This window comes from Streptomyces finlayi, from assembly GCF_014216315.1.
GTDB lineage: Bacteria > Actinomycetota > Actinomycetes > Streptomycetales > Streptomycetaceae > Streptomyces > Streptomyces finlayi_A.
Genome location: NZ_CP045702.1, coordinates 5,698,842 through 5,723,615, shown reverse-complemented (window position 1 = coordinate 5,723,615; position 24,774 = coordinate 5,698,842). Strand labels below are relative to the sequence as shown.

23 protein-coding genes are annotated in these 24,774 nt (G+C 70.9%); 16 read left to right on the top strand and 7 right to left on the bottom strand.

Features of this window, described 5'->3' with window-relative positions; translation table 11 throughout:
* Nucleotides 1–45 precede the first annotated feature (45 nt).
* The gene (locus tag F0344_RS26130) at nucleotides 46–2,523 is read right to left on the bottom strand and encodes a glycoside hydrolase family 3 protein (RefSeq protein WP_258050122.1); all 2,478 of its coding nucleotides are present in this window, start codon (nucleotides 2,521–2,523) and stop codon (nucleotides 46–48) included.
* Between the two features lie 171 nt (nucleotides 2,524–2,694).
* Between F0344_RS26130 and F0344_RS26125 the strand changes: the two genes are divergently transcribed.
* Nucleotides 2,695–3,294: a TetR/AcrR family transcriptional regulator gene (locus F0344_RS26125; RefSeq protein WP_185301095.1), complete on the top strand. Its 600-nt coding sequence runs from the start codon at nucleotides 2,695–2,697 to the stop codon at nucleotides 3,292–3,294.
* On the opposite strand, the gene F0344_RS26120 is transcribed toward F0344_RS26125, so the two are convergent.
* Nucleotides 3,272–3,880 (bottom strand): LysE family transporter, encoded by a 609-nt coding sequence (locus tag F0344_RS26120; protein WP_185301094.1) that lies wholly within the window; start codon nucleotides 3,878–3,880, stop codon nucleotides 3,272–3,274. The genes F0344_RS26125 and F0344_RS26120 overlap by 23 nt on opposite strands.
* A complete protein-coding gene (locus tag F0344_RS26115; RefSeq protein ID WP_185301093.1) occupies nucleotides 3,877–4,665 on the bottom strand; it encodes an EI24 domain-containing protein in 789 nt (262 codons plus the stop codon). The genes F0344_RS26120 and F0344_RS26115 overlap by 4 nt, the downstream gene beginning before the upstream one ends.
* Nucleotides 4,666–4,776: 111 nt before the next feature.
* Between F0344_RS26115 and F0344_RS26110 the strand changes: the two genes are divergently transcribed.
* The 6 genes from F0344_RS26110 to mmsB all read left to right on the top strand — a co-directional run bounded on the left by F0344_RS26110 (nucleotide 4,777) and on the right by mmsB (nucleotide 11,965).
* Nucleotides 4,777–5,931, top strand: a complete 1,155-nt coding sequence (locus F0344_RS26110; RefSeq protein ID WP_185301092.1) for a mandelate racemase/muconate lactonizing enzyme family protein — start codon at nucleotides 4,777–4,779, stop codon at nucleotides 5,929–5,931.
* Complete coding sequence (locus F0344_RS26105) at nucleotides 5,928–6,947, top strand: zinc-dependent alcohol dehydrogenase (RefSeq protein WP_185301091.1); 1,020 nt, start codon at nucleotides 5,928–5,930, stop codon at nucleotides 6,945–6,947. The genes F0344_RS26110 and F0344_RS26105 overlap by 4 nt, the downstream gene beginning before the upstream one ends.
* Before the next feature lie 103 nt (nucleotides 6,948–7,050).
* Nucleotides 7,051–8,052 (top strand): hypothetical protein, encoded by a 1,002-nt coding sequence (locus F0344_RS26100; RefSeq protein WP_185301090.1) that lies wholly within the window; start codon nucleotides 7,051–7,053, stop codon nucleotides 8,050–8,052.
* Between the two features lie 16 nt (nucleotides 8,053–8,068).
* Nucleotides 8,069–9,172: a multiple monosaccharide ABC transporter substrate-binding protein gene (chvE, locus tag F0344_RS26095; protein WP_185301089.1), complete on the top strand. Its 1,104-nt coding sequence runs from the start codon at nucleotides 8,069–8,071 to the stop codon at nucleotides 9,170–9,172.
* Entirely contained in the window at nucleotides 9,169–10,734 is a 1,566-nt protein-coding gene (mmsA, locus tag F0344_RS26090) for a multiple monosaccharide ABC transporter ATP-binding protein (protein WP_195826153.1), read from the top strand. The genes chvE and mmsA overlap by 4 nt, the downstream gene beginning before the upstream one ends.
* Nucleotides 10,735–10,741: 7 nt before the next feature.
* The gene (gene mmsB / locus F0344_RS26085; protein ID WP_185301088.1) at nucleotides 10,742–11,965 is read left to right on the top strand and encodes a multiple monosaccharide ABC transporter permease; all 1,224 of its coding nucleotides are present in this window, start codon (nucleotides 10,742–10,744) and stop codon (nucleotides 11,963–11,965) included.
* Nucleotides 11,966–12,320: 355 nt separating this feature from the next.
* Here the strand turns inward: mmsB and F0344_RS26080 are convergent, their stop codons facing one another.
* A complete protein-coding gene (locus F0344_RS26080) occupies nucleotides 12,321–13,337 on the bottom strand; it encodes an NADP-dependent oxidoreductase (protein WP_185301087.1) in 1,017 nt (338 codons plus the stop codon).
* Nucleotides 13,338–13,447: 110 nt separating this feature from the next.
* Here F0344_RS26080 and F0344_RS26075 point away from each other — a divergent pair, with 110 nt between their 5' ends.
* Nucleotides 13,448–13,900 (top strand): MarR family winged helix-turn-helix transcriptional regulator, encoded by a 453-nt coding sequence (locus F0344_RS26075; RefSeq protein ID WP_185301086.1) that lies wholly within the window; start codon nucleotides 13,448–13,450, stop codon nucleotides 13,898–13,900.
* A gap of 40 nt (nucleotides 13,901–13,940) precedes the next feature.
* On the opposite strand, the gene F0344_RS26070 is transcribed toward F0344_RS26075, so the two are convergent.
* Nucleotides 13,941–14,702 carry an SCO2400 family protein gene (locus F0344_RS26070; RefSeq protein ID WP_185301085.1) on the bottom strand — a complete coding sequence of 254 codons (762 nt, stop codon included), beginning with the start codon at nucleotides 14,700–14,702 and terminating at the stop codon, nucleotides 13,941–13,943.
* Nucleotides 14,703–14,847: 145 nt separating this feature from the next.
* On the opposite strand from F0344_RS26070, the gene F0344_RS26065 reads away from it, so the two are divergent.
* The 3 genes from F0344_RS26065 (at nucleotide 14,848) to F0344_RS26055 (ending at nucleotide 18,209) form a co-directional block, all read left to right on the top strand.
* Nucleotides 14,848–15,414: a hypothetical protein gene (locus tag F0344_RS26065; RefSeq protein WP_185301084.1), complete on the top strand. Its 567-nt coding sequence runs from the start codon at nucleotides 14,848–14,850 to the stop codon at nucleotides 15,412–15,414.
* A 131-nt stretch (nucleotides 15,415–15,545) separates the two neighbouring features.
* Nucleotides 15,546–16,583, top strand: a complete 1,038-nt coding sequence (locus tag F0344_RS26060) for a rod shape-determining protein (RefSeq protein WP_185301083.1) — start codon at nucleotides 15,546–15,548, stop codon at nucleotides 16,581–16,583.
* Nucleotides 16,584–16,610: 27 nt separating this feature from the next.
* Nucleotides 16,611–18,209, top strand: coding sequence for a GAF domain-containing protein (locus F0344_RS26055; protein ID WP_185301082.1), 1,599 nt, complete (start codon nucleotides 16,611–16,613; stop codon nucleotides 18,207–18,209).
* Here F0344_RS26055 and F0344_RS26050 read toward each other — a convergent pair.
* Nucleotides 18,187–18,618: an Lrp/AsnC family transcriptional regulator gene (locus tag F0344_RS26050; RefSeq protein ID WP_185301081.1), complete on the bottom strand. Its 432-nt coding sequence runs from the start codon at nucleotides 18,616–18,618 to the stop codon at nucleotides 18,187–18,189. The genes F0344_RS26055 and F0344_RS26050 overlap by 23 nt on opposite strands.
* A gap of 123 nt (nucleotides 18,619–18,741) precedes the next feature.
* Between F0344_RS26050 and F0344_RS26045 the strand changes: the two genes are divergently transcribed.
* From F0344_RS26045 to F0344_RS26025, 5 genes are all read left to right on the top strand, one after another.
* Nucleotides 18,742–19,950, top strand: a complete 1,209-nt coding sequence (locus F0344_RS26045; RefSeq protein WP_374940166.1) for a nitrate/nitrite transporter — start codon at nucleotides 18,742–18,744, stop codon at nucleotides 19,948–19,950.
* A gap of 51 nt (nucleotides 19,951–20,001) precedes the next feature.
* The gene (locus F0344_RS26040) at nucleotides 20,002–21,483 is read left to right on the top strand and encodes an acyl-CoA synthetase (protein ID WP_185301080.1); all 1,482 of its coding nucleotides are present in this window, start codon (nucleotides 20,002–20,004) and stop codon (nucleotides 21,481–21,483) included.
* Between the two features lie 442 nt (nucleotides 21,484–21,925).
* Nucleotides 21,926–23,272: a serine/threonine-protein kinase gene (locus F0344_RS26035; RefSeq protein ID WP_185301079.1), complete on the top strand. Its 1,347-nt coding sequence runs from the start codon at nucleotides 21,926–21,928 to the stop codon at nucleotides 23,270–23,272.
* 69 nt (nucleotides 23,273–23,341) lie between these two features.
* Nucleotides 23,342–23,860 carry a DUF6328 family protein gene (locus tag F0344_RS26030; RefSeq protein ID WP_185301078.1) on the top strand — a complete coding sequence of 173 codons (519 nt, stop codon included), beginning with the start codon at nucleotides 23,342–23,344 and terminating at the stop codon, nucleotides 23,858–23,860.
* 129 nt (nucleotides 23,861–23,989) lie between these two features.
* The gene (locus F0344_RS26025; RefSeq protein WP_185301077.1) at nucleotides 23,990–24,232 is read left to right on the top strand and encodes a DUF6411 family protein; all 243 of its coding nucleotides are present in this window, start codon (nucleotides 23,990–23,992) and stop codon (nucleotides 24,230–24,232) included.
* A 93-nt stretch (nucleotides 24,233–24,325) separates the two neighbouring features.
* Here the strand turns inward: F0344_RS26025 and F0344_RS36890 are convergent, their stop codons facing one another.
* On the bottom strand, nucleotides 24,326–24,709 hold the full coding sequence (locus F0344_RS36890) for a class F sortase (RefSeq protein WP_374940120.1): 384 nt from the start codon (nucleotides 24,707–24,709) through the stop codon (nucleotides 24,326–24,328).
* Nucleotides 24,710–24,774 lie beyond the last annotated feature (65 nt).

The following is a 24,774-nucleotide window of genomic DNA, read 5'->3' as shown; positions in this document are numbered from 1 at the left end:
GCGTCTCCCGTGGGCGGAGGGGCTTCTCTCCGCCCACGGGAGACGCTAGTCCTTGATCTCCACCGGGGCGGTCAGCCGGATGTCGGCGACGGAGCGGGCCGCCTGCACCTGGTACGGGCCGGGGACCAGCTGCCAGCCGTTGGCGTCCTCGTCCCAGATCTCGTACGCCCGCCGGTCAAGCGGGACCGTGACCTCGACCGTCTCGCCCGGTGCCGCCTCGACCCGGGCGAACCCGGCCAGTTGACGGACCGGGCGCTGTGCCGTGTCCGCCTCCGGGGCCAGATAGAGCTGGACGGTCTCGGCGCCGGGGCGCGGGCCCGTGTTGCGGAGGCGGACGGTCGCGGACTCCGCGGTGGCGTGCAGCGATTCGTAGGCCCAGGTGGTGTAGCCGAGGCCGTGGCCGAAGGGGTACGCGGGCGCCGTGCCGGCCCGCTCCCAGGCGCGGTAGCCGATGAAGACGCCTTCCTCGTAGTGGAGTTCGCCGTCGGAGGGAGCAGTGTTCGAGACCGGGGCGTCGGCGAGGGCGGCCGGCCAGGTGGTGGGGAGCCGGCCGCCCGGTTCCGCGCCGTCCACGCCGAGCAGGACGTCGGCGAGCGCGTGGCCCGCTTCCTGGCCCGGGAACCAGCTGAGCAGCACGGCGGCGACCTCGTCCCGCCACGGAAGCTCGACGGGGGAACCGGAGTTGACGACGACGACCGTGTTCGGGTTGGCGGCGGCCACCGCCCGCACGAGCTCGTCCTGATGGCCGGGGAGTGCCAGGTCCGTACGGTCGAAGCCCTCGGACTCCACGTGTTCGGTGGTGCCCACGACCACGACGGCGGTGTCGGCAGCGCGGGCCGCGTCGGCCGCTTCGGTGATCAGTTCGGCGGGGTCACGGCGCGGACCGAGGTGGACGAGTGTGAACGAGACGCCGGGGATCGGTGAGTCGGCGCCGAGGGTGTCGGGCACCTGGCGGAGGGAGACCTCGACGGGGACGCCCTCGGTGAGGGTGACCCGGCCGCGCTCGACGGGGTTGCCCCAGAACGCCTCGCCCGGGTCGTCGGAGCCGGTGACCCGCCGCACTCCGTCGAACAGGACCTCGCCGGCGATCCTGAGCCTGAGGGCGCCGGTGCCCCGCGTCCCGAAGGTGTGCTCGCCGCTCTCGCGCGGGACGAAGGTGCCGGTCACCTCGACGCTGTGGAGCGCGTCGAGGGTGACGCCGTCCGGCATGTCGGTGCCGGCCCACTGGACGGATCCGCTGTTCAGCGGGGCGGTGGCGAGGACGGTGCCCGACCGGTCGTAGCAGACGGCCCTGAACTCGAAGCCCTGCTCGGCGGTGGCGAGCCGGTCGTTGGGGTCGGCGCCGACGCGGTAGTCGATCACTCCGTCCGGGAGGGCCGCGGTGAGACCGTCGAGCGGGGAGACCACATGGTCGGGGAAGACCTGGGCCGAGCCTCCGCCGAGGACGCGGGCGTCCCGGGCCAGGGCGCCGATGAGGGCGACCTTGCGGACGGCCCCGGGCCGGATGGGGAGTGCGGCGCCCTCATTGCGTACCAGGACGAAGGAGCGTCGGGCGATCTCGCGGGCCAGCGCCTCGCCGTCGATGCCCGTGGGGTGGTCGGCCGGGTCGACGACGGGCGGGGCGCCGTCGAGGATGCCGACGCGCGCGGCGAGCAGCAGGACGTTGCGTACGGCGCCGTCGACCACCGACTCGTCGACCTCACCGGCCCGGACGGCGGCGGCGAGCCCGTCCCCGTACACCGTCCTGGGTCCCGGCATCGCGACGTCGAGGCCGCCGGTTACGGCCCCTACGGTGGAGCGGGCGGCGAGCCAGTCGGAGACGACGAAGCCGTCGAAGCCCCATTCGCCGCGCAGGACGGCGTTCTGGAGGTAGTGGTGCTCGGTCATGGTGGAGCCGTTGACCTGGTTGTAGGCGGCCATGATGCCCCAGGGGTGGGCGTTCCTGACGATGCGTTCGAACGGGGCGAGGTAGAGCTCGCGCAGGGGGCGCGGGGCGACGATGTTGTCCACGGTGAAGCGGTCCGTCTCGGCGTCGTTGGCCACGAAGTGCTTGACGGTGGTGCCGACTCCGCCCTCCTGCACGCCGCGCACATAGCCGGTACCGATCTCGCCCGTGAGGTACGGGTCCTCGCTGTACGCCTCGAAGTGGCGGCCGCCGAGCGGGGACCGGTGCAGGTTGACGGTGGGTGCCAGGAGGACGTGGACGCCCTTGCGGCGGGCCTCCTGGGCGAGCAGCCGGCCCGCGCGGCGGGCGAGGCCGGCGTCCCAGGTCGCGGCGAGGGCGGTGGGCGAGGGCAGGGCGATGGAGGGGTCGTCGGCGCTCCAGCGGACGCCCCGGACGCCGATCGGACCGTCGGACATCACGAGCGACCGGAGCCCGATGGCGGGCAGCGCGGGCAGCGACCACATGTCCTGGCCGGCCAGGAGCCGCGCCTTGTCGTCGAGGCCGAGTGCGGCGAGCGCCGCTTCCACCGCGGCACCGCGGACCGCCTCGGGCGTGCTGGATGGGGACGCGTCTGCCACGGCCGTACCTCCTCGTCGGGTTACCGCTCCACTGCGAAGGTCTCCATGGTGTCGTCGATCCAGGTGAGCCGGTAGATTTGGTTATCACTTCGTTACCGAAGGGCGGCCGGGCCCCGAGGATGCCGTACGGTCCTGCTGACAAGGAGCTGTCGCGCAGGAAAGGGGCCGGCGATGGTACGGGCCAGGAGCGAGGAGCGGCGGGCGGACATCCTCCGCGCCACCCTCGAAGTCATCGCCGAACGCGGCTACCGCGGGGCCACGCTGAGCGCGGTGGCCGAGCGGGTCGGCCTCAGCCAGCAGGGGCTGCTGCACTACTACCCCACCAAGGAAGCCCTGCTCGTCGCCGTGCTGGAGGACCGCGACCGGTGGGACACCGGCGGCGGCGGAAGCCGCGGGGAGGGCCCGTGGCCGCTCGAACTGCTGGGCTCGCTCGTGGAGTACAACGCGATGCGCCCCGCCATCGTCCAGACCTTCTCGGCACTGCTCGGCGAGAGCGTGACGGAGGAGCATCCGGCGCGGGAGTTCTTCACCCGGCGTTACACGCAGGTCCGCGCGGACATGGCGGCCTCGCTCCGGGCGGAGCACGGCGAGGAGCTGCCGGGCGGGATGACGCCGGAGCGTGCGGCCACCCTGATGGTCGCGGTGATGGACGGCTTGCAGTACCAGTGGCTGCTGGACCCGGACGCGGTGGACATGCCGGGGGCGTTCCGGGACTTCCTGCGGCTGCTGCGGGGCGGCCGGGAGGATCTCAGCGGGCCAGCCCCAGAGTGACTCCGAGGCCCACGAGCACCGAACCGATGGACCGGTTGAGGATCTTCTGCCGGCGCAGCATCGCCGCACGCAGATGCGAGTGCGAGAAGAACAGCGCCACCAGGCCGAACCAGCCGAAGTGCGCCACGGACATGAAGAGGCCGTAGCCCGCCTGCCGCCAGAGAGCCGTGTCCGGCCCGACGACCTGGGTGAAGGTGGAGACGACGAAGAGCGTCGTCTTGGGGTTCAGCGCGTTGGTGAGGAAGCCGGTGCGCAGCGCGCCGAACGGGCTCAGCCCGGACGCCGGGGCCAGGTCGACGGAGAGATCGTTGCGGGCGAAGAACGTGCGTACCCCGATGTAGACGAGGTAGGCCGCCCCCGCCAGTTTGATCGCCGTGAACAGCGCGGTGGAGGACGCGATCAGCAGGCCGACGCCGAGCATCGTGTACGAGACGTGGACGAGGACACCCGCGGCGACTCCGGTGGCCGCCAGGAGGCCGGTCCCGCGCCCGTACAGATAGCTGTTGCGCACGACCATCGCGAAGTCGGCGCCCGGGCTGACGACCGCGAGGACGGTGATGAGCGCGACGGCGAGGATCTCGGTCATGCCGGTCTCCCCTGGCCCGGCGCGTACGGGCTCGCCGGCTCCGCACCCTCCGGTGCCACCAGGTCGCGGACCAGCAGCGTCGCTCCGGCGACGGCGCCCGGCATCAGGAACACCGCGACGACCGGGACGAGGAAGGAGAGCGTCAGCGGCACGCCGAAGCCGAGGACCAGCATGCGCCGGCCGCGCAGCAGAGTGAGCCGGTCGGCGAGGACCATGCCCCGGCGCTGGAGGGCGACCGAGGTCAGTTCCTGGGCGAGGAAGTAGCCGGAGACGCAGAAGCCGACCGCGGGGACCACGGTCTGGCCGATGACCGGGATGAAGCCGAGGGCGAAGAGCAGCACCCCGTACAGCGCGACGCGCAGCAGGATGCGGAGGGAGTCGCGGGCGGAGATCCACAGTTCGCGCCAGAGCGGCAGGTCGGACCGGGGGACCTCGCCGCCCTCGCTGCGGTCGACCTCCTCGGAGAGCGACTCGTAGAAGGGCTGGCCGACCAGGAGCGTCACCGCCGTGAAGGTGATCACCGCGAGGAACAGGCCGAAGACGAAGACCAGCACGACGAGGGTGTTGCGCAGCAGGCCGAGCCAAGGTGAGGACCAGTCGTCGGCGAACGGGGTCGCCCAGGCGACGAAGTCGTCGGCGCCGTAGCCGAGTCCGGTCAGCGCACCGGCGTATACGACCAGGGTGACCAGCCCGGGAAGCAGACCGAACCCCAACCACCGGCCGTGCTGGAACGCCCAGCGCTGACCCTTCATCAGATAGCCGAAGCCCGCCCCAAGATCGCTCATACGGGTCAGCGTACTTGCGTGAACCATTGACACGTGCGCTGGCCCGTCATTACGGTCACGCCAGCATTTCGAACGAGTGTCGAAATATCGAACAACCGAGAGGCGTCTTCCGTGCGCATCACCGGAATCAGCACGCATGTCGTCGGCACCCCATGGCGCAACCTCACCTACGTCCAGGTTCACACCGATGAGGGCCTCACCGGCGTCGGTGAGACCCGCATGCTCGGGCGTACGGACGCGCTGGTCGGCTATCTGCGTGAGGCAGCGGCGAACCATGTCACCGGCTCCGACCCGTTCGCGGTGGAGGATCTCGTACGCCGCATGAAGTACGGCGACTACGGGCGGGCCGGGGAGATCGTCATGTCCGGCATCGCCGTCATCGAGATGGCGTGCTGGGACATCAAGGGCAAGGCGCTGGGCGTCCCGGTCTGGCAGCTGCTCGGCGGCAAGGTCACCGACCGCGTCAAGGCGTACGCCAACGGCTGGTACACCACCGAGCGGACCCCGGAGGCGTACCACAAGGCCGCGCAGGCGGTCGTGGAGCGCGGCTACCGGGCGCTGAAGATCGACCCGTTCGGCGCGGGCCGCTTCGAGCTGGGGCAGGAGGAGACCCGGTACGCGGTGTCCCTCATCGAGGCCGTACGGGACGCCATCGGCCCGGACACCGAGCTGATGCTGGAGATGCACGGCCGGTTCAGCCCCTCGACCGCGGTGCGGATCGCCCGCGACATGGCGCCGTTCCGGCCCGCGTGGCTGGAGGAGCCGGTGCCGCCGGAGAACCTCAAGGCACTCAGCAAGGTCGCCGAGAAGATCGATCTGCCGATCGCGACCGGCGAGCGCATCCACGACCGCGTCGAGTTCCGTGAGCTCTTCGAGTCACAGGCCGCCGACATCATCCAGCCGGACGTCGGCCACATCGGCGGCATCCTGGAGGCCCGCAAGCTCGCCGCGACCGCCGAGACGCACTACATGCTGATCGCCCCGCACAACGTGGGCGGCTCCGTGCTGACCGCCGCGAGTCTCCAGCTGGCCGGCTGCACACCCAACTTCAAGATCCTTGAGCACTTCAACGACTTCGCGGACGCCGACATCAAGAAGGTCGTCAAGGGCGCGCCCCAGGTCGACCCGGCCACCGGCTGCTTCGAGCTGTCGCACGCTCCCGGGCTCGGTGTCGAGCTCGATGTGGACGCCGCGGCCGAGTTCCCGCAGCAGCAGGCCCGGTTCGACCTGTGGGCCGACGGCTGGGAGAAGAGGCAGCCCAAGTGAGTCCCCTTTCACGCTCGTTGGTGGTGGACCGGCCGGGGCGGCACCGCCTCGCGTCGGGTCCGCCACCCGAGCCGGGGCCCGGTGAGGTCAGGGTGCGGGTCGCCGCGGCCGGGATCTGTATGAGCGACCGCGAGCTGTACGACGGCCATCGCGACGCGGACTACGTCCGCTATCCGGTGGTGCCGGGCCACGAGTGGTCGGGCATCGTCGAAGCGGTGGGCGCGGGCGTCGATCCGGCGCTGACCGGCCGGCGGACGGTCGCGGAGGGGTTCCGGGCCTGCGGGCGGTGCGATCGGTGCCGCTGCGGTGAGACCTCGCTGTGCTCTGCCGGATACGACGAGACGGGGTTCACCCGGCCCGGCGCGTTCGCCGACCATGTCGTGGTCCCGGCCCGGCTGCTGCACCTGCTGTCCGACGACGCCGACCTGCGGGCCGCCGCCCTGCTGGAGCCGGCGGCGGTGGTCGCCGCCGCGGTGCGGGCCGGGGCGCCCGAGCCGGGTGAGCGCGTCGCGGTGGTGGGCGCGGGCACGCTGGGGCTGCTCGCCGTGCAGCTGCTGGCCGCCGTGTCGCCCGGCGAGCTGACCGTGATCGACCCGCGGGAGGAACGGGCCTGCCTGGCTCTGGAGTTCGGGGCGAGCGACACCCGTACCCCGAAGCGGGCCGAGGAGGTACGCGGCGGCTACGACCTGGTCGTGGAGACCGCGGGGGCCGCGACCACCGCCGCCGACGCGTGTCTGCTGGCGCGGCGCGGCGGGCGCGTGGTGCTCACCGGCATGTTCACACCCGGGGCCGTGGGGATCGACCCGGTGCATCTGTCACTGAGCCAGCTCACCGTGCGCAGCGTGTTCGGTGCGCCGTCGTCGGCGTGGTCCTACGCGGTACGGGCGTTCACCGCCGGGCTCCTCGATCCGGCGCCGCTGATCACGCACGAGTTCCCGCTGGAGCAGTTCGCGGAGGCGGTGGCCCTCGTCGGTGCCGGCGGCCCGGAGACCGGCAAGGTGCTGCTGCGCCCGTGACGGCCCCTGATCCGCGCGCCGGTACGGAGGCGAACGACGACCCCCGTACCGGCGTGCACCCGCCCTTCCCTTGTTCCGAGACATCGAATACGAAGGATCAGCCGTGAACGACGCCACAGCTTCTCCCCCCGGCCCGCGCCGTCCCGGCGACTCGGCGCTCAGCGCGCTGGGCCTCGGCGCCGGACCCCTGTCCCCCGCCGACGCCTCGCCCCACACCTTCCCCGACGGGGGCAGCTGGCGTACCGAGATCCCGTCCGTGGAAGGCCCGGACGCGCTCGCCGTCGTCCTGAAGGAGTCGGCCGAGCTCGGTGTCCCCGTGCACCGGATCAGCCAGGGCAGCGGCATCTGGATGCTCAGCGACACCGAGATCACCGAGATGGTGGCGGGCTGCGCGGAACGCGACATCGAGCTGTGTCTGTTCACCGGACCACGCGGCACCTGGGACACCGGCGCGTCCACACGTACGGACTCCGGCGGCGCGGGCCTGCGGGCCCGGGGGCACGACGCCCTGGCCGGGTGCGTCGAGGATGCCGTGCGGGCGACCGAGCTGGGTGTGCGGTGCCTGCTCATCGCCGACGAAGGGGTCCTGTGGACCCTGCACCGGATGCGGAACGAGGGGCTGATCCCCGCCGGCACGACGCTCAAGGTCTCCGCGCTCATCGGCCCGGTGAACCCGGCGGCCGTGCAGGTGCAGGAACGGCTCGGCGCCGACTCGGTCAATGTGCCGTCCGACCTGACCCTGGCCCACTTCACGGAGATCCGGCGGGCCAGCCGCGTACCCCTCGACCTGTACGTCGAGGCACCGGACGACCTGGGCGGGTACGTCCGGATGTACGAGGCGGCCGAGCTGATCAGGCGCGGCGCCCCGCTCTATCTGAAGTTCGGGCTCAGCAAGTCGCCCGGCATCTACCCGTACGGCAGACACCTGCGCGACCTCGCGCTCGCCACCGCGCGGGAGCGGGTCCGCCGCGGCCGGCTCGTACTCGACCTGCTCGCCCGGCACGGCGCCGACGGCGGCATGTCGCCGCTCGGCTCCCGGCTCCCTGGCGAGCTGAACCGCTTCCCCACCAGCCCGGAACTGTCCGGAACCGTCCGGAACCACTGAGAGGCACTGAATCACGATGCGTATACGCGGAGCCGCCGTAGCCGCAACCGCCGTCACCCTGGGACTCGTTCTGACCGCCTGCGGCCAGGAGGCCAGAGGGGGCAGCCGCTACAAGGCCGATGACAGCAAGGGCGGGACCATCGGCCTGGCCATGCCGACGAAGTCCTCGGAACGCTGGATCGCCGACGGCCGGAACATGGCCACACAGTTCAAGAAGGCCGGGTACAGGACCGACCTCCAGTACGGCGACGACAAGGTGGAGAACCAGGTCGCCCAGCTGGAGAACATGATCACCAAGGGGCACCGACTGCTCGTCGTCGGCGCGATCGACGGCTCCGCGCTCTCCGACGTGCTCCAGAAGGCGCACGACGCGGGCATTCCCGTCATCTCCTACGACCGTCTCATCACGGGCACGAAGCACATCGACTACTACGCCTCCTTCGACAACGAGAAGGTCGGCGAGCTCCAGGGCCAGTACATCCTGGACCGGCTGGGGCTGAAGGAGCCGGAGAAGGGCTCGGGCGAGGAGTTCGACATCGAGCTGTTCGCCGGGTCCCCCGACGACAACAACACCAAGTACTTCTGGAACGGCGCCATGAAGGTGCTCACCCCGTACCTGAAGTCCGGGCAGCTGGTGGTCCGCAGCAAGCAGACGCAGCTCAACCAGGCCACCACCCTGCGCTGGGACGGCGGCACCGCGCAGAAGCGGATGGACGACCTGATCAGCAAGAGCTACGGCACCGAGAAGGTCGACGCGGTCCTCTCCCCGTACGACGGCATCTCGATCGGCATCATCTCGGCCCTGAAGAGCGCCGGTTACGACGGTGAGGAGCTGCCCGTCGTCACCGGGCAGGACGCCGAGCTCGCCTCCGTCAAGTCGATCATCGCGGGCGAGCAGACGCAGACCGTCTTCAAGGACACCCGCAAGCTCGCCCAGCAGGCCGTGCAGATGGGCGACGCGGTCCTGACCGGGAAGAAGCCGGAGGTCAACAACGTGAGCGACTACGACAACGGCGTGAAGACCGTGCCGTCGTATCTGCTGAAGCCGGTCTCCATCGACAAGTCGAACACCGCTCTCCTGGTCGACGAGGGCTACTTCACCGCGGGACAGCTCAAGTGAGCCGCCCCGCACTGGAGATGCGCTCCATCACCAAGACCTTCCCCGGGGTCAAGGCGCTCTGCGAGGTGAGTCTGACCGTGCGCGCCGGGGAGATCCACGCGATCTGCGGCGAGAACGGCGCCGGCAAGTCGACCCTGATGAAGGTGCTCAGCGGCGTTCATCCGCACGGCAGTTACGAGGGCGAGATCCTCTTCGAGGGCGAGCCCGTCGCGTTCAAGGACATCCGGGCCAGCGAGCGGCACGGCATCGTCATCATTCACCAGGAGCTGGCGCTCGTCCCCTATCTGTCGATCGCCGAGAACATCTTCCTCGGCAACGAACAGCGGAGCAGGCGCGGCTTCATCGACTGGAACGGCACCCTGCGCGAAGCCTCGCGGCTGCTCAGGCGGGTGGGGCTGCCGGAGAATCCGCAGACCCCGATCTCGGACATCGGTGTCGGCAAGCAGCAGCTGGTGGAGATCGCCAAGGCCCTGTCGAAGAAGGTGAAACTGCTCATCCTGGACGAGCCGACCGCCGCGCTCAACGACGAGGACAGCGCCAAGCTGCTCGGGCTCATCCGGGAGCTGCGCGGGCAGGGCATCGCGTGCATCATCATCTCGCACAAGCTGACCGAGATCCGGGAGATCGCCGACTCGGTCACGATCCTGCGCGACGGGCGGACCATCGAGACGCTCACCGTGCGGGAGACCGCGGAAGCCGAACCGGAGCTGTCCGAGGACCGCATCATCCGAGGCATGGTCGGACGCGACCTCGATCACCGCTTCCCCGAGCGGACACGGTACGAGGGCGAGCAGGGCACGGCCCTGAAGGTGAGCGGCTGGACGGTCCGGCACCCCGTGGACCATCAGCGCAAGGTCGTCGACGACGTCTCGCTGACCGTGCGCCGGGGCGAGATCGTCGGGATCGCGGGCCTGATGGGGGCGGGCCGTACCGAGCTGGCCATGTCGGTGTTCGGCCGGTCGTACGGGAGTTACGTCGCCGGGGACGTCGAGGTCAACGGCAAGGCGGTCCGTACGAAGACCGTGCCGGAGGCCGTCACGGCGGGCATCGCGTATGTCACCGAGGACCGCAAGACGTACGGCCTCAACCTCATCGACAACATCAACCGCAACATCTCGCTGGCCTCACTGCCCGGGATGGCCAGGCGCGGTGTCGTCGACGAGCACCACGAGCGCCGGGTCTCCGAGCGCTACCGCGCCTCGATGAACATCAAGGCGCCCACGGTCTTCGAGCAGGTGGGCCGGCTGTCCGGCGGCAACCAGCAGAAGGTCGTGCTGAGCAAGTGGGTCCACGCCGACCCCGAGGTACTGATCCTCGACGAACCCACCCGAGGGATCGACGTCGGAGCGAAGTTCGAGATCTACAGCGTCATCGACAAGCTCGCGGCCGACGGCAAGGCAGTGCTCTTCATCTCCTCGGAGCTGCCCGAACTCCTCGGCATGTGCGACCGGATCTACACGATGGCCGAAGGCCGGCTGACCGGTGAGATCGACCGCGCGGACGCCACCCAGGAAGCCCTGATGCGCCGGATGACGCGCCAGACGTCAGAGAACAAGAGCTGAGGCCGCCATGACGACCACGACCACACCATCCAAGGACGCCACCTCCCCGTCCGCGACACAGCCCGCCCTTCAGGTGCTCGCACAGAGCGTGCGGTCGAACATGCGCCAGTACGGCATGCTCATCGCCCTCGTCTTCATCGTCGTGCTGTTCCAGATATGGACCGACGGCACGCTGCTGCCGAACAACGTCTCCAACCTGATCCAGCAGAACGGCTACATCCTCATCCTGGCCATCGGGATGATGATCGTCATCATCTCCGGTCATATCGACCTGTCCGTCGGCTCACTGGTGGCCTTCGTCGGCGCCATGTCGGCGGTGATGATGGTAAAACACGACATGCCGTGGGTCCTCGCGCTCGTCCTCTCGCTGCTGATCGGTGCGGCGGCCGGGGCCTGGCAGGGTTATTTCATCGCGTATCTCGGCATCCCGTCGTTCATCGTGACGCTGGCCGGAATGCTGCTCTTCAGGGGGCTGACGCAGATCGTGCTCGGCGGCCAGTCGCTGTCGCCGTTCCCGGAGGGCTTCCAGAAGATCGCCAAGGGCTTCATCCCGGAGATGGGCCCGTACACGCAGTATCACAACCCGACGCTCCTCATCGGGCTGGCCACCATCGCCTTCCTGCTCATCCGTGAGTGGCGGGACCGCAAGCGCCGGCTGGCGTACGAGCTGGAGGTCCTGCCGACCGGGCTGTGGGCGGCGAAGTGCGTGGCGATGACCGCCGCGGTCGTCGCCTTCACGCTGACACTCGCGAGCTTCCACGGTGTGCCCGTGGTCATGCTGATCATGTGCGCGCTGCTGCTCGGCCTCGGTTACGTCATGCGCAACGCGGTCGTCGGCCGCCACGTGTACGCGCTGGGCGGCAACAAGGCCGCGGCGATGCTGTCGGGCGTCAAGGACAAGAAGGTCACCTTCCTCGTCTTCGTCAACATGGGCGTCCTCGCGGCGCTGGCCGGCTGTGTCTACGCGGCCCGGCTGAACGCGGGCACCCCGCAGGCGGGTCTCAACTTCGAACTGGAAGCGATCGCGGCCGCGTTCATCGGCGGCGCCTCGATGAGCGGCGGCGTGGGCACGGTGATGGGCGCCGTGATCGGCGGCCTGGTCCTGGGTGTCCTCAACAACGGGATGTCCCTGGTCGGCATCGGAACCGACTACCAGCAGGTCATCAAGGGGCTCGTGCTGCTCGCGGCGGTGGGCTTCGACGTCTGGAACAAGCGCAAGGCCGGCTCGTAACCTCCCTTCGGAACGACGAGGTCAGGGGCCTGATCCAGTGAGTGGATCAGGCCCCTGACCCGTCCTCGTGCGGGAGACCAGGGCACGGCCAGGCTGCGACCGGAACCGAAAGGCCCTAGGTCAAAGACTCATGGAACGGGCGGGCCGGGGCGGAGGAACCCACCATGACGACGAGGCCGACGGCCTCCCATGCACGACACCGGTGTTCCTCGGCCAGTGGGCGCCGCTCCTGTCCGCAGTGCTCGTCGCCGTCAGACCAGCCGGATTCCTCCTGCTGATGCGCCGCGACTCGCGCCCACGATCGCGACGGCCTGCCGGAGAGCCTAACGGGTGACCCCGAGCGGCGGGATGGCGGTCAGAGCGAGACGATCATCTTGCCGGTGTTCTCGCCGCGCATCAGGCCGATGAACGCCTCGAAGCCGTTCTCGATGCCCTCGACGGCCGTCTCGCGGTACTTCAGCTCACCCGAGGCCAGCCAGCCCGCGACGTCCTTCACGAACTGCGGCTGGAGCGCGGCGTGGTCGCCCACGAGCATGCCCTGGAGGCGCAGCCGCTTGCCGATGACCAGCGCGAGGTTGCGCGGGGCGGGGGTGGGCTCCGTCGCGTTGTACTGGGCGATCATTCCGCAGATGGTGGCGCGCCCGTGCACGTTGAACGAGGAGAGCGCCGCCTCCAGGTGCTCGCCGCCGACGTTGTCGAAGTAGACGTCGATCCCGTCCGGGGCGGCCTCGCGCAGCTGCCGGCCGACGGGGCCGTTCTTGTAGTTGAACGCGGCGTCGAAGCCGTACTCCTCGACGAGCAGCTTGACCTTCTCGTCGGAGCCCGCCGAGCCGATGACGCGCGCGGCGCCCTTGATCTTCGCCAGCTGGCCGACCTGGCTGCCGACGGCGCCGGCCGCGCCGGAGACGAAGACGGTGTCGCCCTCCTTGAAGGAGGCGACCTCGAACAGGCCCGCGTAGGCGGTGAGGCCGGTCATGCCGAGCACGCCGAGGTAGGCGGAGAGCGGGGCGAGGGACGCGTCGACCTTCACCGCGTGCTTGGCAGGCACGTCGGCGTACTCCCGCCAGCCGAGGCCGTGCAGGACGTGGTCGCCGACGGCGAAGCCCTCGGCTCCGGAGGCGATGACCTCGCCGACCGCGCCACCCTCCATGGGGTGGTCGAGCTTGAAGGGCGGGGTGTACGACTTCACGTCGTTCATCCGGCCGCGCATGTAGGGGTCGACCGAGAAGTGGAGGTTACGGACGAGGACGCGACCCTCGGCCGGGGCGGTGACGGGGGCCTCACGCAGCGCGAAGTCCTCGGCCACGGGCCAGCCGCTCGGGCGGGCGACGAGGTGCCATTCGCGGCTGGAGGTGGGAAGTGCTGCAGACATGGGCTCGGTCTCCTAGATGCCTTCCGGAGAAGCAAGAAATGCTTCATTACGTGAAACAACCATGCGCCTGAATATTTCATGTTGTCAAGCAAGGGGGTATCCTGTGTGTCATGGCCACCCCCCGTACAGACCCCGTGACCCTCGAAGTGGTCGAGCTGATCGGCACCGTAGTGGCGCGCTACTACGAGGAGTACGAGCGCGCGGCGGCCGCACACTCGCTCACCGGCGCGCAGGCCAGGGTGCTCGGGCTGCTCTCCATGGAGCCGATGCCCATGCGGAAGGTCGCCAACAAGCTGCGGTGCGAGCCGTCGAACATCACCGGCATCGTCGACCGCCTGGAGGCCCGCGGCCTCGTGGAGCGGCGGCCCGACCCGTCCGACCGGCGCGTCAAGCTGGCCGCCCCCACGAAGGAGGGCATCGGCACCGCGCGGCAACTGCGCGAGGCTCTCGGCTTCGCCCGCGAGCCCCTCGCCGAGCTGTCGGACGCGGAGCGGACCGTGCTGCGGGACCTGCTGCGCCGCATGCTGGGCGCCAACGCGGCGCTGGAGCGGTCACAGCCGTAAGGTCACCGCCGCAACGGTGGTCACCGCTCGCGGCGGACCCTCAGGTGCACCACCACAGGAACCAGTCGCACGTCTCGGTCGGCTCCGGTGTCGGGGCGGGGACCGTGGGCTCCCGCGGCGGGGGCCCGCTCGTCGGGCCGTCGACGGGACCCGACGGACGGGTCGAGGCGTCGGTGTCGTCGGGGACGGGCGGCACGGTCGTGGGTGCGGACCCGGAGGGTGAGGGCGTGTCCGGAGCGGTGGGCCTCTCGGTCGGCTCCGTCTTCACGGGCTTCGCCGTGCCGCTCCCCGTGCCGCTCCCTGTGCCGCTCCCCGTGCCGCCAGGGGCGGGGGTCGTGGGGCGTGCGGTCGGGCTGGTGACCGGCGCCGGATGGTCGGGCGTACCGCTCGCCGGGGGCTCCGGGGCGGGCTCGGCCGTCGTGGCGGACTCGCGCACGTAGTCCGCGGCGCCGCTGTCGCCCTCGGGTGCGGTGGCCAGCCGGGTCACACCCAGCGCCCCGACCGCGAGCACGGCTCCCAGCACCGCGAGCAGCGCCGTGCGGCCCCGTCGGCGGTGGCCGCGCCGGCCCCGGCCCTCGCGCTTCCCCGCTCCGCGTCCCGTGCCCCGGCCGCGCACGGGCTCGGGTACACGTCGGCGGCGCCCCGTGGCCGCGGAGGGCTCAGGGGACGCGTCCTGCGGTTCCGGCTCGTGACCGCAGGACGCGGGGGCGGCGTAGGGGCCGAGCGCCTCGGCGGGGGTTCCGCAACCGGCACAGGCCAGGGCGCCGTTGAGGTGCCGTCGGCACGGTTGGCAGTAATCCATGGCGCCCGCAGAGTAGACGTGCGCGGATCAACGGAGGAAGCCGCTCAGGTGAGGATCGTGTGTGGAAGCCGGCGTTCCTCGGCGCGCGAGTCCGATACGTGTGACACCTCTCCGATAAAGCGAGACACGCGGGAGGATGGGCGGCATGACCGCTCCCGCCCCGTTCGGGCCGCTCGAATTCCAGCTCGTCCTGCTGCGCCGGATGGCCGACCACCAGCCGGAGCTCGTCGAGGAGGCCCGGCAGGAGCTGAGTGCCTCGCTCGCCGATATGCGGGAGGCGAACCGCCGCTGGCAGGCGATGGTGCGAGCGCCTCGCGGACGGGGAACCCTGCGCCGCTACCGCTCCGTACTCGGGGAGCCCGAACGCTCCGTACGCCGCGAGGTCGGCGACCTGGAGTGCGACGCGCTGTTCTGGCCGGTGCCGCTCTGGCCCGGCCTGCGGTTCGAGGTGATGGCCGCCCCGGGCGGAGCCGTATGGAACGAGTGGCTGGTCCGCGCGCCGGGAGAGCCCGGTCCCGAGCTGCGTACCGTCGAGGATCTGCGCCCCTGGTCGTGCACCGTCGACGAGGTCGCCAGGGCCTTCGCGCCGGCCAGGCCGATGGAGGGCAGCGCGCCGACCCGGTGGGCGCTGGCGATCACCGATCACGGCAGCGGGCGGCCGTACGTCGCGGAGTTCACCTGGGGGCTGTTCCAGCGGCTGCTGCCCGGCTGATCTGCCGCCCCGTCAGCTCGATACCCCCCTACGGCGCATCCCAGCGCGCGCGAGGCCTCCCCTGGGGCAACGATGCAAGGAGGACCGGCTGCCGCCGGTGCCCCGTCCCAGCGTTCTCGGGAGAACCTGCCGTGACCGTCAGTCTTGAGCAGTTGCGCCGTTGCCACATCGCCGTCGATCTCGGGGCCGCGAGGACCCGTGTGTACGTCAAGGGGCTGGGGCTCGTCGTCGACGAGCCGAGTGTCGCCGCCGTGAACACCCGTACCGGCTCGCTCATCGCCGTCGGCGCCTTCGCCGAGCAGATGACCGGCCGGACGCCCGCGTACATCCGGGTGGCACGCCCCGTCTCCGGCGGAACCGTCATCGACATCGAGATGGCCCAGCGGATGCTGCGTCATCTGCTCGGCGACAAGCTCCGCCGCCAGTTGCGCCGCAAGCCCCGGCTGCGGGCCGCCGCCTGCACCCCGCACGACAGTGATCCGCTCGCCCAGCGCGCCGCCGTCGAGACGCTCGTCGGGCTCGGCGCCCGGCGGGTCGAACTGGTCGACACCCTGATCGCGGCGGCCGTCGGCTGCGGGCTGCCGGTGGAGCAGCCGACCGCCACCATGATCATGGTGTGCGGGGCGGCCACCACCCAGATCGCGGTGCTCTCGCTCGGGTCGATCGTGACCGCGGTACGCATTCCGGTCGGTGGCAACGCCATCGACCACGCGATCATCCAGCACCTGCGCCAGCAGCACGAGCTGGTGCTTCCGAGCCAGTCCGTGCGCCCCCTGCAACTGGCGCTCAGCAGCAACGGCCTGACGCCCAAGGGCCCCGCCATGACCGAGATCCACGGCCGCGACGTGGCCACCGGTCTGGCCCGCTCGGTGCAGGTCGACACCGCCGCCGTCCGGCAGGCCATCCACACCCCGCTCACCGCGGTGCTCGACGGGCTCGGCAAGGTGCTCCGCGACTGCCCGCCCGATCTGGTGGCCGACCTCGCCGACCGCGGCATCATGATGGTCGGCGGCAGCGCGCTGCTGCCGGGACTCGACCAGATGCTGCGCGACGCGACGGGAATGCCCGTCCAGATCGCCGAACGGCCCGACGTGTGCGCCGTGCTCGGTCTCGGTGCCATGCTGGACGGCAAGATCGCGCCGATGGTCCTCAACCCGCTCGCCGGCTGACAGCCGGCGCCCCCGAAGGGGGAGCACATGACGGAGCGGGTCACGAAGCGGAAGTCCGGGCGGGGCGGCGAGGCTGCGCGGGGCGGCTCACCGCCCCGGCTGCCCGGTCTGCTGGAGGCGCTGATCGCCCTCGGGTCGGATCTCGACCAGCACGCCACGCTCCAGCGGATCGTCGACGCCGCCACCGCTCTGACCGGCGCGCGTTACGGGGCCCTCGGCGTCCTCGACCCGGAGCGCGACCGCATCACCGAGCTGTACACGACCGGTCTCACCGCCGAGGAGCGCCGCCGCGCCGGCCGGCTCCCGGACGGCCACCACGGCGTCATCGGTCTCCTCGTCGACGACCCGCGGCCGCTGCGCTGCGAGGACGTGAGCGCCGATCCGCGCGCCTGCGGCGTCCCGCCGGGGCACCCCCCGATGCGGTCCTTCCTCGGCGTCCCGATCCGGGTGCACGAGAAGGTGTTCGGCAACCTCTACATCGCGGACGACCGCTCCGGTCGCTTCGACGAGACGGACACCGGAGTGCTGCGGGTCCTCGCCGCCCAGGCGGGCATCGCGCTCGGCAACGCCCGCCTCTACGAGACGGCCCGCCAGCGGGAACGCTGGATCGAGGGCTCCGCCGCCGTGACCACCGCGCTGCTGACCCGCACCGACCCCACGGACGCGCTGAGGATCGTCGCCGAGCAGGCCAGGGTGCTGGCCGGGGCCGCGGCCGGGGTGATCCTCCAGCCGACGGCCGAGGGCGGGATGGAGATCGTCACGGCGTCCACCCGCGACGACCCGGCCGGCATCGTCGGCACGGTCATCGAGCCGGGCTCCCCGGTCCTCGTGCAGCTCCTGGGCGGGCAACCCGTCTTCATCGACGACTCGGCGTCCGATCCCCGGATGACGACGCCGGTACGGTCCCGGTTCGGCCCCAGCATGATGCTGCCGCTGCAGAGCGGCGGCCGGCTCATCGGCACCCTCGCCCTGCCGCGGGGGCACGACGAGCCCCCGTACTCGCCCGTCGAACGGATGCTCGCCACGCGGTTCGCCTCCCACGCCGCCCTGGCGCTGGTCCTGGCGGACGCCCAGCACAACAGGGAGCGGCTCGCGGTCTACGAGGACCGCGACCGGATCGCCCGCGATCTGCACGACCTGGTCGTCCAGCGGCTGTTCGCGACCGAGATGATGCTGGAGTCGACCCGCCGCCGGGCCCCCGTGCCGGAGACCGACGAGCTGCTCGCCAGGGCGGTCGACGAACTGGACTCCACGATCCAGGAGGTGCGGACCACGATCTTCGCCCTCCAGCAGCCGCCCGCCGAGGTGCCCACCACCTTCCGAGGCCGGGTCCTGCGGGAGAGCGGGGGCGCGGCGGCCGTGCTCGGTTTTCAGCCGTCGGTGCACTTCACGGGGGCCGTCGACGCACTCGTCGGGGAGCCCGCCGCGACGGATCTGCTCGCCGCGCTGCGCGGCGCTCTGGCCGCCGCGCAGCGACGGGCCGGAGTCTCCGCGATCGACGTCGAGGTGGACGCGACGGTGCGTGCGCCCACGGGCGGTGCGGCGGTGCGTCTGGTGGTCGCCGACGACGGGCGTGCGGAGAACGGGGAGCGGCCGCCCACCGTCACCTGGCAGGCGCCGCTCTGAGAGCGATCCGGGTGTTGGAGTGGGCGACGCCCGCCTCCCGCTTCAGTCGGCGCAGCAGCGCGTCCAGCGCGCCCGGGTCCGCCGCCGTCGCGCGGACGAGATAGTCGTGGCCCCCCGTCACATGCACCACTTCGGTGATGCCGGGCAGCATCAGCACCGAGCGTTCGAACTCCTCGTTCGTCGTGTCGAGACGCAAGGACACGTCGATGAAGACGACCAGGCCGGAACGGGTGTCGGCGGCCGGGTCGATGATCACCGTGAAGCCGCGGATGACTCCGTCACGCCGCATGCGGCGTACCCGGTCGCCTGCGGCGTTGGCGCTCAGTCCCACGCGTACGCCCAGGTCTCGGTACGAGATCCGCGCGTCCTCCTGGAGGACGGAGAGGATTTCTCTGTCGAGCCTGTCCATACTGCGATTGTCTCAGCCCTGGCCGGAAAACGACGGTGGAACGCGGGCCCGGCCACCGAGGCGCCGGCACCCCGCTTGGAGCAGTCCGGCGGGCCCGTACAGGACCCGCGCCGTTGACTGGGCCTGTGGATACCGCCGCGAAGCAGTCGTCCGCCCCCGCAGCCGAGGAGTCCGCTGCTCCCTAACCTGGCGACGGCCACGGTCGGCTTCGCGCTCACCTTCTGGGCGTGGAATCTCATCGCCCCGATGTCCGCGGACTACAAGGACAGGCTGGGGCTCAGCTCGTTCGAGCAGTCCCTCCTGGTCGCCGTGCCGGTGCTGGTCGGTTCGCTGGGCCGGATCCCGGTGGGCGCGCTCACCGACAAGTACGGCGCCCGGGTGATGTTCCCGCTGGTCTCGGCGCTGACGGTCGTCCCGGTGATCCTGCTGATCCCGGCGAGGAACTCCTACGGCGCGATGCTCGCGGTCGGATTCCTGCTGGGTCTGGGCGGCACCACGTTCGCGATCGGCATCCCGCTGGTCAACTCGTGGTTCCAGCCCGCCAGGCGGGGCTTCGCCCTGGGGATCTTCGGCATGGGAATGGGCGGGGTGGCGCTGTCCGGCTACTTCACGCCCCGGATCGCGAAGCACGGCGACAGTCTGCCGTTCCTCGTGGTCGGCGGTGCCCTCGTCCTCTACGCGCTCCTCTCCGCCGTACTGATCACCGACCGCCCCGACCGGAAGATCCCGGCCGATACCCTGGCCCGTCGGCTGGGCGAGGCGGGGAAGCTGCGGGTGACCTGGGAGCTGTCCGCCCTGTACGCGATCGGCTTCGGCGGCATCGTCGCCTTCGGGGTCTACCTCCCGACGTATCTCAAGACCTGGTACGACCTCTCACCGACCGACGCGGGCACCCGGGCCGCAGGGTTCGCCCTGGTCACCGTCCTCTTCCGGCCGGTCGGCGGCTGGCTCTCCGACCGTATCCACCCGGCCATGGTCGCCTCGGTGGCCCTGCTGACCGCCGCACTGATGGCGATCGTCCAGGCGTTCGACCCGCCCCTGGTACCGGGTGGCACCATCGCGCTGCTCGGTATGGCGGCCGGTCTCGGCACCGCGAGCGGCAGCGTCTTCGCCCTGGTCTCGCAGGTGACACCGCAGACCAAGGTGGGCAGTGTGACGGGCATCGTCGGCGCGATGGGCGGTCTCGGCGGATTCGTACCGCCGCTGGTTATGGGCGCGATCTTCAGCGCGAAGGACTCGTACTCGATCGGATTCATGCTGCTGTCCGATCTGGCGCTCGCCGGGTGTGTGTACGCGTACGGACGGATGCGGACGGCCGAGCGCTCCGGCTGACCGTCCGGCCGCGCCCTCGGGGCCTGGGCGTGAGGCCCTAGGCTTCGCCGGGTGACGCCTCTTCTGCCTGCACTCCAGGACCTGTCAGGAACGTCCGGCACCGCGGCCTCCCGGGAAGCCGTCCGGTTCGGCGGGCTCTCCTTGACCTACGCACAGCTGGCCGCCGCCTCGAACGCCCTCGCGGTCCGCCTCGCGGGGGCGGGACGGGTCGCCGTCTGGGCCACGCCGACCGCGGAGACCGTCGTCTCGGTGGTGGCGGCCCTGCGCGCCGGAGTGCCCGCCGTGCCGGTCAACCCGAGGACGGGCGCACGCGAACTGGCGCACATCGTGGCCGACAGCGCGCCCACGACGGTGCTCGCCGGGCCCGCCGACGAACTCCCGGCGGCGCTGGCCGGGCTCGAACGCCTGGACGTCAGCACCGACACGGCCACCGCCCCGGACGGCGCTTTCCCCGAGCCCTTCCCCGAGCCCTCCCCCGAGGCTCCAGCGCTGATCGTCTACACCTCCGGCACCACGGGCCCGCCGAAGGGCGCCGTCCTGCCCCGCCGTGCGATCGCCGCCTCGCTGGACGCGCTGGAGGACGCCTGGCGGTGGACCGGGGACGACGTCCTCGTCCACGCCCTGCCGCTGTTCCATGTGCACGGCCTGATCCTGGGCGTGCTCGGGCCGCTGCGCCGGGGTGGTTCGGTGCGCCACCTGGGCCGGTTCTCCGTCGAGGGCGTGGCAGCGGAGCTGCTGTCCGGCGGCACGATGCTCTTCGGTGTACCGACGATGTACCACCGGCTGGCCGAGGCACTCGGCGACCCGGCGGGCTCCCCCGGGCTGACGAAGGCGCTCGCGGGCGCCCGGCTGCTGGTATCCGGCTCGGCGGCCCTGCCCGTCCACGACCACGAGCGCATCGCGGCGGCGACCGGCCGCCGGGTCATCGAGCGGTACGGGATGACGGAGACCCTGATGAACACGGGGGTGCGCGCCGACGGCGAGGCGCGCCCCGGGACGGTGGGCCCGCCCCTGCGTGGCGTCGCGCTCCGGCTGGTCGAGGAGGACGGCACGGTGCTCGACGATCCGGCCACGATCGGCGAGATCCAGGTGCGCGGCCCGAACCTCTTCACCGGCTATCTGAACCGGCCCGACGCGACGGCCGCCGCCCTCACCGAGGACGGCTGGTTCCGTACGGGCGACATGGCCACGCGCGACGCCGACGGCTATGTGCGGATCGTCGGGCGCAAGGCCACCGATCTCATCAAGAGCGGGGGGTACAAGATCGGCGCGGGCGAGATCGAGAACGCCCTGCTGGACCACCCGGGTGTGCGCGAGGCCGCCGTCACCGGCGAGCCCGACGCGGATCTCGGTGAGCGGATCGTCGCCTGGGTGGTGCCCGCCGATCCCGGTTCCCCTCCCCCGGCGGAGGAGCTGGCGGACCACGTCGCGGGCCTGTTGGCCCCGCACAAGCGCCCGCGCACGGTCCGCTTCCTGGACGCGCTGCCCCGCAACGACCTGGGAAAGATCATGAAACGGTCGCTGGGTCGCTGACCTTCCGGCGCGCAAGGTGACGAATGGTTGGTTGGCGGCGGTGGCGAAGGCGACCGAGCGGGGCGCGGCGTTCACGGTCATCGACGTCACCACCACGGAGGGCGAGATGCCCCCGCTGCACGACGCGAGCTGAGCGGCGGCAGACGCCTCACGCGTCATGGGTCCCACGCGTCATGGGTGCGGATCGCGACTCAGGCGTCACGTACGAGAACACCAAGGCCCGTTGCGGCGGCGACACCCGCGCGGCCCGGGGCAGGAGCAACCACGGTGCGGGCCACCTGTCCGGCAGATCAGATACTCCTGCGGATGGGTGGCGACGTACGGGGTAACCGGATAAGCGTTCTGGTCGTCCATGCGTACACATCCGTGCGCCTCGCCTGCGGGGGGTCACATGCCGCGCCGAAAGCCGCCAAGAGGAGTCGGCTCGGAGACGGGACACGGCATGCTCACCGACCGCTACCAGCTCGGTGAGCTGGTGGGCGTGGGCGGTGCGGCGGACGTGTACGAGGGGACCGACCTGCTCCTCGGGCGGTCTGTCGCCGTGAAGGTGTTCCGACCCGGCACCGACGCCCTCCTTGAGGAACGGTTCCATGACGAGGCCGTGTTGCTGGCACGCCTTCAGCATCCAGGGCTCGTCACTGTCTACGACGCCGGACGGCACGAAAGCCGTTCATACCTGATCATGCAGCTCGTGCAGGGCCCCACCTTGCGGCAGGAGCTCGCGGGCACCCCCATGACGCCGGAGTCCGTCGCTCGACTCGGTGGCCATCTGGCCGACGCTCTCGCCCATGTGCACGCGGCGGGAATCGTGCACCGGGACATCAAACCCTCCAACATCCTGCTGGACGCGGAACGCAAGCCCTACCTCACGGACTTCGGCATATCCCGCCTCATCGACGCGACAACGCAGACCGCCCCCGATGTGCTCATCGGCACCGCCGCCTACCTCGCACCCGAGCAGGTCCTGGGCAAAGGGGCCGGCTCCGCGGCAGACATCTACTCACTCGGGCTCCTTCTGCTCGAATGCCTCAAAGGTGAACTCGAGTACAGCGGCCCGCCCATGGAAGCGGCGATAGCCCGCCTGCACAGGCCACCCGTCATTCCCGACGACGTGCCGGCTCCCCTCGTCGGACTTCTGCGCGACATGACGTCCGCCGACGAGGCCGTACGGCCGGACGCACAGGACTGCACCACCGCCCTGACGGACTACGCCATGGACCTCACCCCCGCGTCGGCCGATCCCACGTCCCACCTCACTGTCGGCGAGCACGTGGAAGGCGACCGGCTCACTCCCCTCTCACCCTCGCCACGAGGAGTACCCCCGCCGCCACCGACAAGGGCATCCCTCCCCCGGCGCACGCGGACGCTCCTGATCGGCGGCACCACGCTCATCGCTCTGGTCGGCGCCACCCTCACCACCGCCGCTCTTCTGCCAGGCGGCACCAGCGAACAGAAGGCACCCGCTTCGCCTTCATCGCCGTCCGTACGGCCCGGCACCGGGACGCCCTCTGCCGGCTCCTCGGCTCCCGGGCCCGTCCGGCAGTCCGCCGGGCAACCGTCGGCCGATCCCCCGGGCTCCGTTGCCTCCCCCGGCGCCCCCTCCCCCGGCCAGAACAGTCGGAGCAGCGAGAAGGCGGAGGAGAACGCCGGTCAGGGCGGCGAGGGGAACGCCGGTGCGAGCGACGCCCCAGGCCTCAACTCCCGCAAGGGTGCGGCGGATACGGGTCCGGCCTCCACCGGCAAGGAGAAACGACAGGAAGGCAAGGCCTCCGAGAAGTCAGGGCGATAGGCGTCGTTGACGCGTAGTACGAGCGATTCGAGCGCCGGCAGTGGCACTCCCAGAGGAAAGCAGGATGACGTGACAGATCTCCAGAAGTCCGACGACAGACAGCCGACCGGAACGGACAGCCGAAGGGCCTCCGCCGGTCGGGACGAGACTGCCGCTGAACGCGCCGACCGGCGCTGGGTGGAACTGCTTCAGGAGGTACGGGTGGCGCAGACGGGTGTGCAGATCCTGCTCGCCTTCCTGCTCAGCGTCGCCTTCACACCGCGTTTCACAGAACTGGGCAGCACGGACCGTACGATCTACGTCATCACCATCGTGCTCGGTGCCGCCGCCACCGGCGCACTCATAGCTCCCGTATCCTTCCACCGCTTCGTCAGCGGTCAGCAGATGAAGCCCCAAGCGGTCGAGTGGGCCTCTCGCCTGACGGTGACGGGACTGCTCCTCCTGCTGTGCACCATCATGTGCGCACTGCTGCTCATATTGCGGGTCGTACTGCACCAATCCGCAGCGTTGTGGATCGTTTCGGGCGTATTCCTGTGGTTCCTGGCCTGCTGGGTCGCCCTTCCCGTCTGGGCGCGTTGGAGCAAGTAGACCTTCCGGCTGCACTGCCGGACAGTGATCCCGGCTGTGCCGTAGTGCGGTGTACGAGTCGGGTGATGCGCGCATGCGTTGCCGTCCGCCGGGGCAGACGGCAGGGCACACCTACCCAAGGAGCCCTTCATGATGATTGTCGGCATCGTCGCCGTATGCATCGTCCTCGCTGTCCTCGCCTTCTTCGTCCCCCGACTGTCCCGCCACCCCGAACGAGGCACACAACGCACTCTCGGAGCCGGGACACGCGCCGGCGGCAAGGCGCCCGGCGTCCTGGGCCGGATCTTCAGCAAGCCCTTCCGTAGCAGTTCGCGGGCCGTGGGCCGCAGCGGCTCCGCCGGCCGACGGGCCCGCGGCCGTATGCCCTTCTAGTCGGCTGCACTCCTTGGCGGCGCGGCGACCGCCAAGTGGGGACACCGACCCGCCCTGTGGCTACCAGGGTCTTCTCCGCGAAGGAGAAACCGCTCAGGACACCGAGCGGACGGCTGTCACGATGAGGTTGCTCTGATAGCCGCCGCGGTCGGGGTCGTACGGAGGCGCGCAGGTGATGAGGGTGAGGACGGGTTCGCCCTCACGCCGGAAGACGTCGGCAGGCATCCGGTTCTTCTTGACGATGCGTCGGGCGACGATCTCATACGCGATCGTCGTGTCGTCTCCTCGCTGGACGTCGACGCGGTCGCCGGCGCGTACGTCGTAGAGGGCTGCGAGCTCACCGAGTTCCCCTGTACGTGAGTCGACGTGTCCGACGAGGACGGCCGAGCCGTGAGCGTCGCCCGGCGCCGGCCCGAAGCGGTACCAGCCCGCCTGGGCGGGGTCGGCCGGCACCTCGGCCCGGCCGTCGTCCCGCACGCCGACAGGAACGACCGGGGCGGACAGGTCGGCTCTCGAGATGACGACGCGAACCGGTGGAGCGC

Coding starts and splice junctions, on each gene's coding strand:
- F0344_RS26125 (WP_185301095.1), top strand. CDS start 2,695: ATGGTACGGGCCAGGAGCGAGGAGCGGCGGGCGGACATCCTCCGCGCC.
- F0344_RS26120 (WP_185301094.1), bottom strand. CDS start 3,880: ATGACCGAGATCCTCGCCGTCGCGCTCATCACCGTCCTCGCGGTCGTC.
- F0344_RS26115 (WP_185301093.1), bottom strand. CDS start 4,665: ATGAGCGATCTTGGGGCGGGCTTCGGCTATCTGATGAAGGGTCAGCGC.
- chvE (WP_185301089.1), top strand. CDS start 8,069: ATGCGTATACGCGGAGCCGCCGTAGCCGCAACCGCCGTCACCCTGGGA.
- mmsB (WP_185301088.1), top strand. CDS start 10,742: ATGACGACCACGACCACACCATCCAAGGACGCCACCTCCCCGTCCGCG.
- F0344_RS26080 (WP_185301087.1), bottom strand. CDS start 13,337: ATGTCTGCAGCACTTCCCACCTCCAGCCGCGAATGGCACCTCGTCGCC.
- F0344_RS26075 (WP_185301086.1), top strand. CDS start 13,448: ATGGCCACCCCCCGTACAGACCCCGTGACCCTCGAAGTGGTCGAGCTG.
- F0344_RS26070 (WP_185301085.1), bottom strand. CDS start 14,702: ATGGATTACTGCCAACCGTGCCGACGGCACCTCAACGGCGCCCTGGCC.
- F0344_RS26065 (WP_185301084.1), top strand. CDS start 14,848: ATGACCGCTCCCGCCCCGTTCGGGCCGCTCGAATTCCAGCTCGTCCTG.
- F0344_RS26055 (WP_185301082.1), top strand. CDS start 16,611: ATGACGGAGCGGGTCACGAAGCGGAAGTCCGGGCGGGGCGGCGAGGCT.
- F0344_RS26050 (WP_185301081.1), bottom strand. CDS start 18,618: ATGGACAGGCTCGACAGAGAAATCCTCTCCGTCCTCCAGGAGGACGCG.
- F0344_RS26035 (WP_185301079.1), top strand. CDS start 21,926: ATGCTCACCGACCGCTACCAGCTCGGTGAGCTGGTGGGCGTGGGCGGT.
- F0344_RS26025 (WP_185301077.1), top strand. CDS start 23,990: ATGATGATTGTCGGCATCGTCGCCGTATGCATCGTCCTCGCTGTCCTC.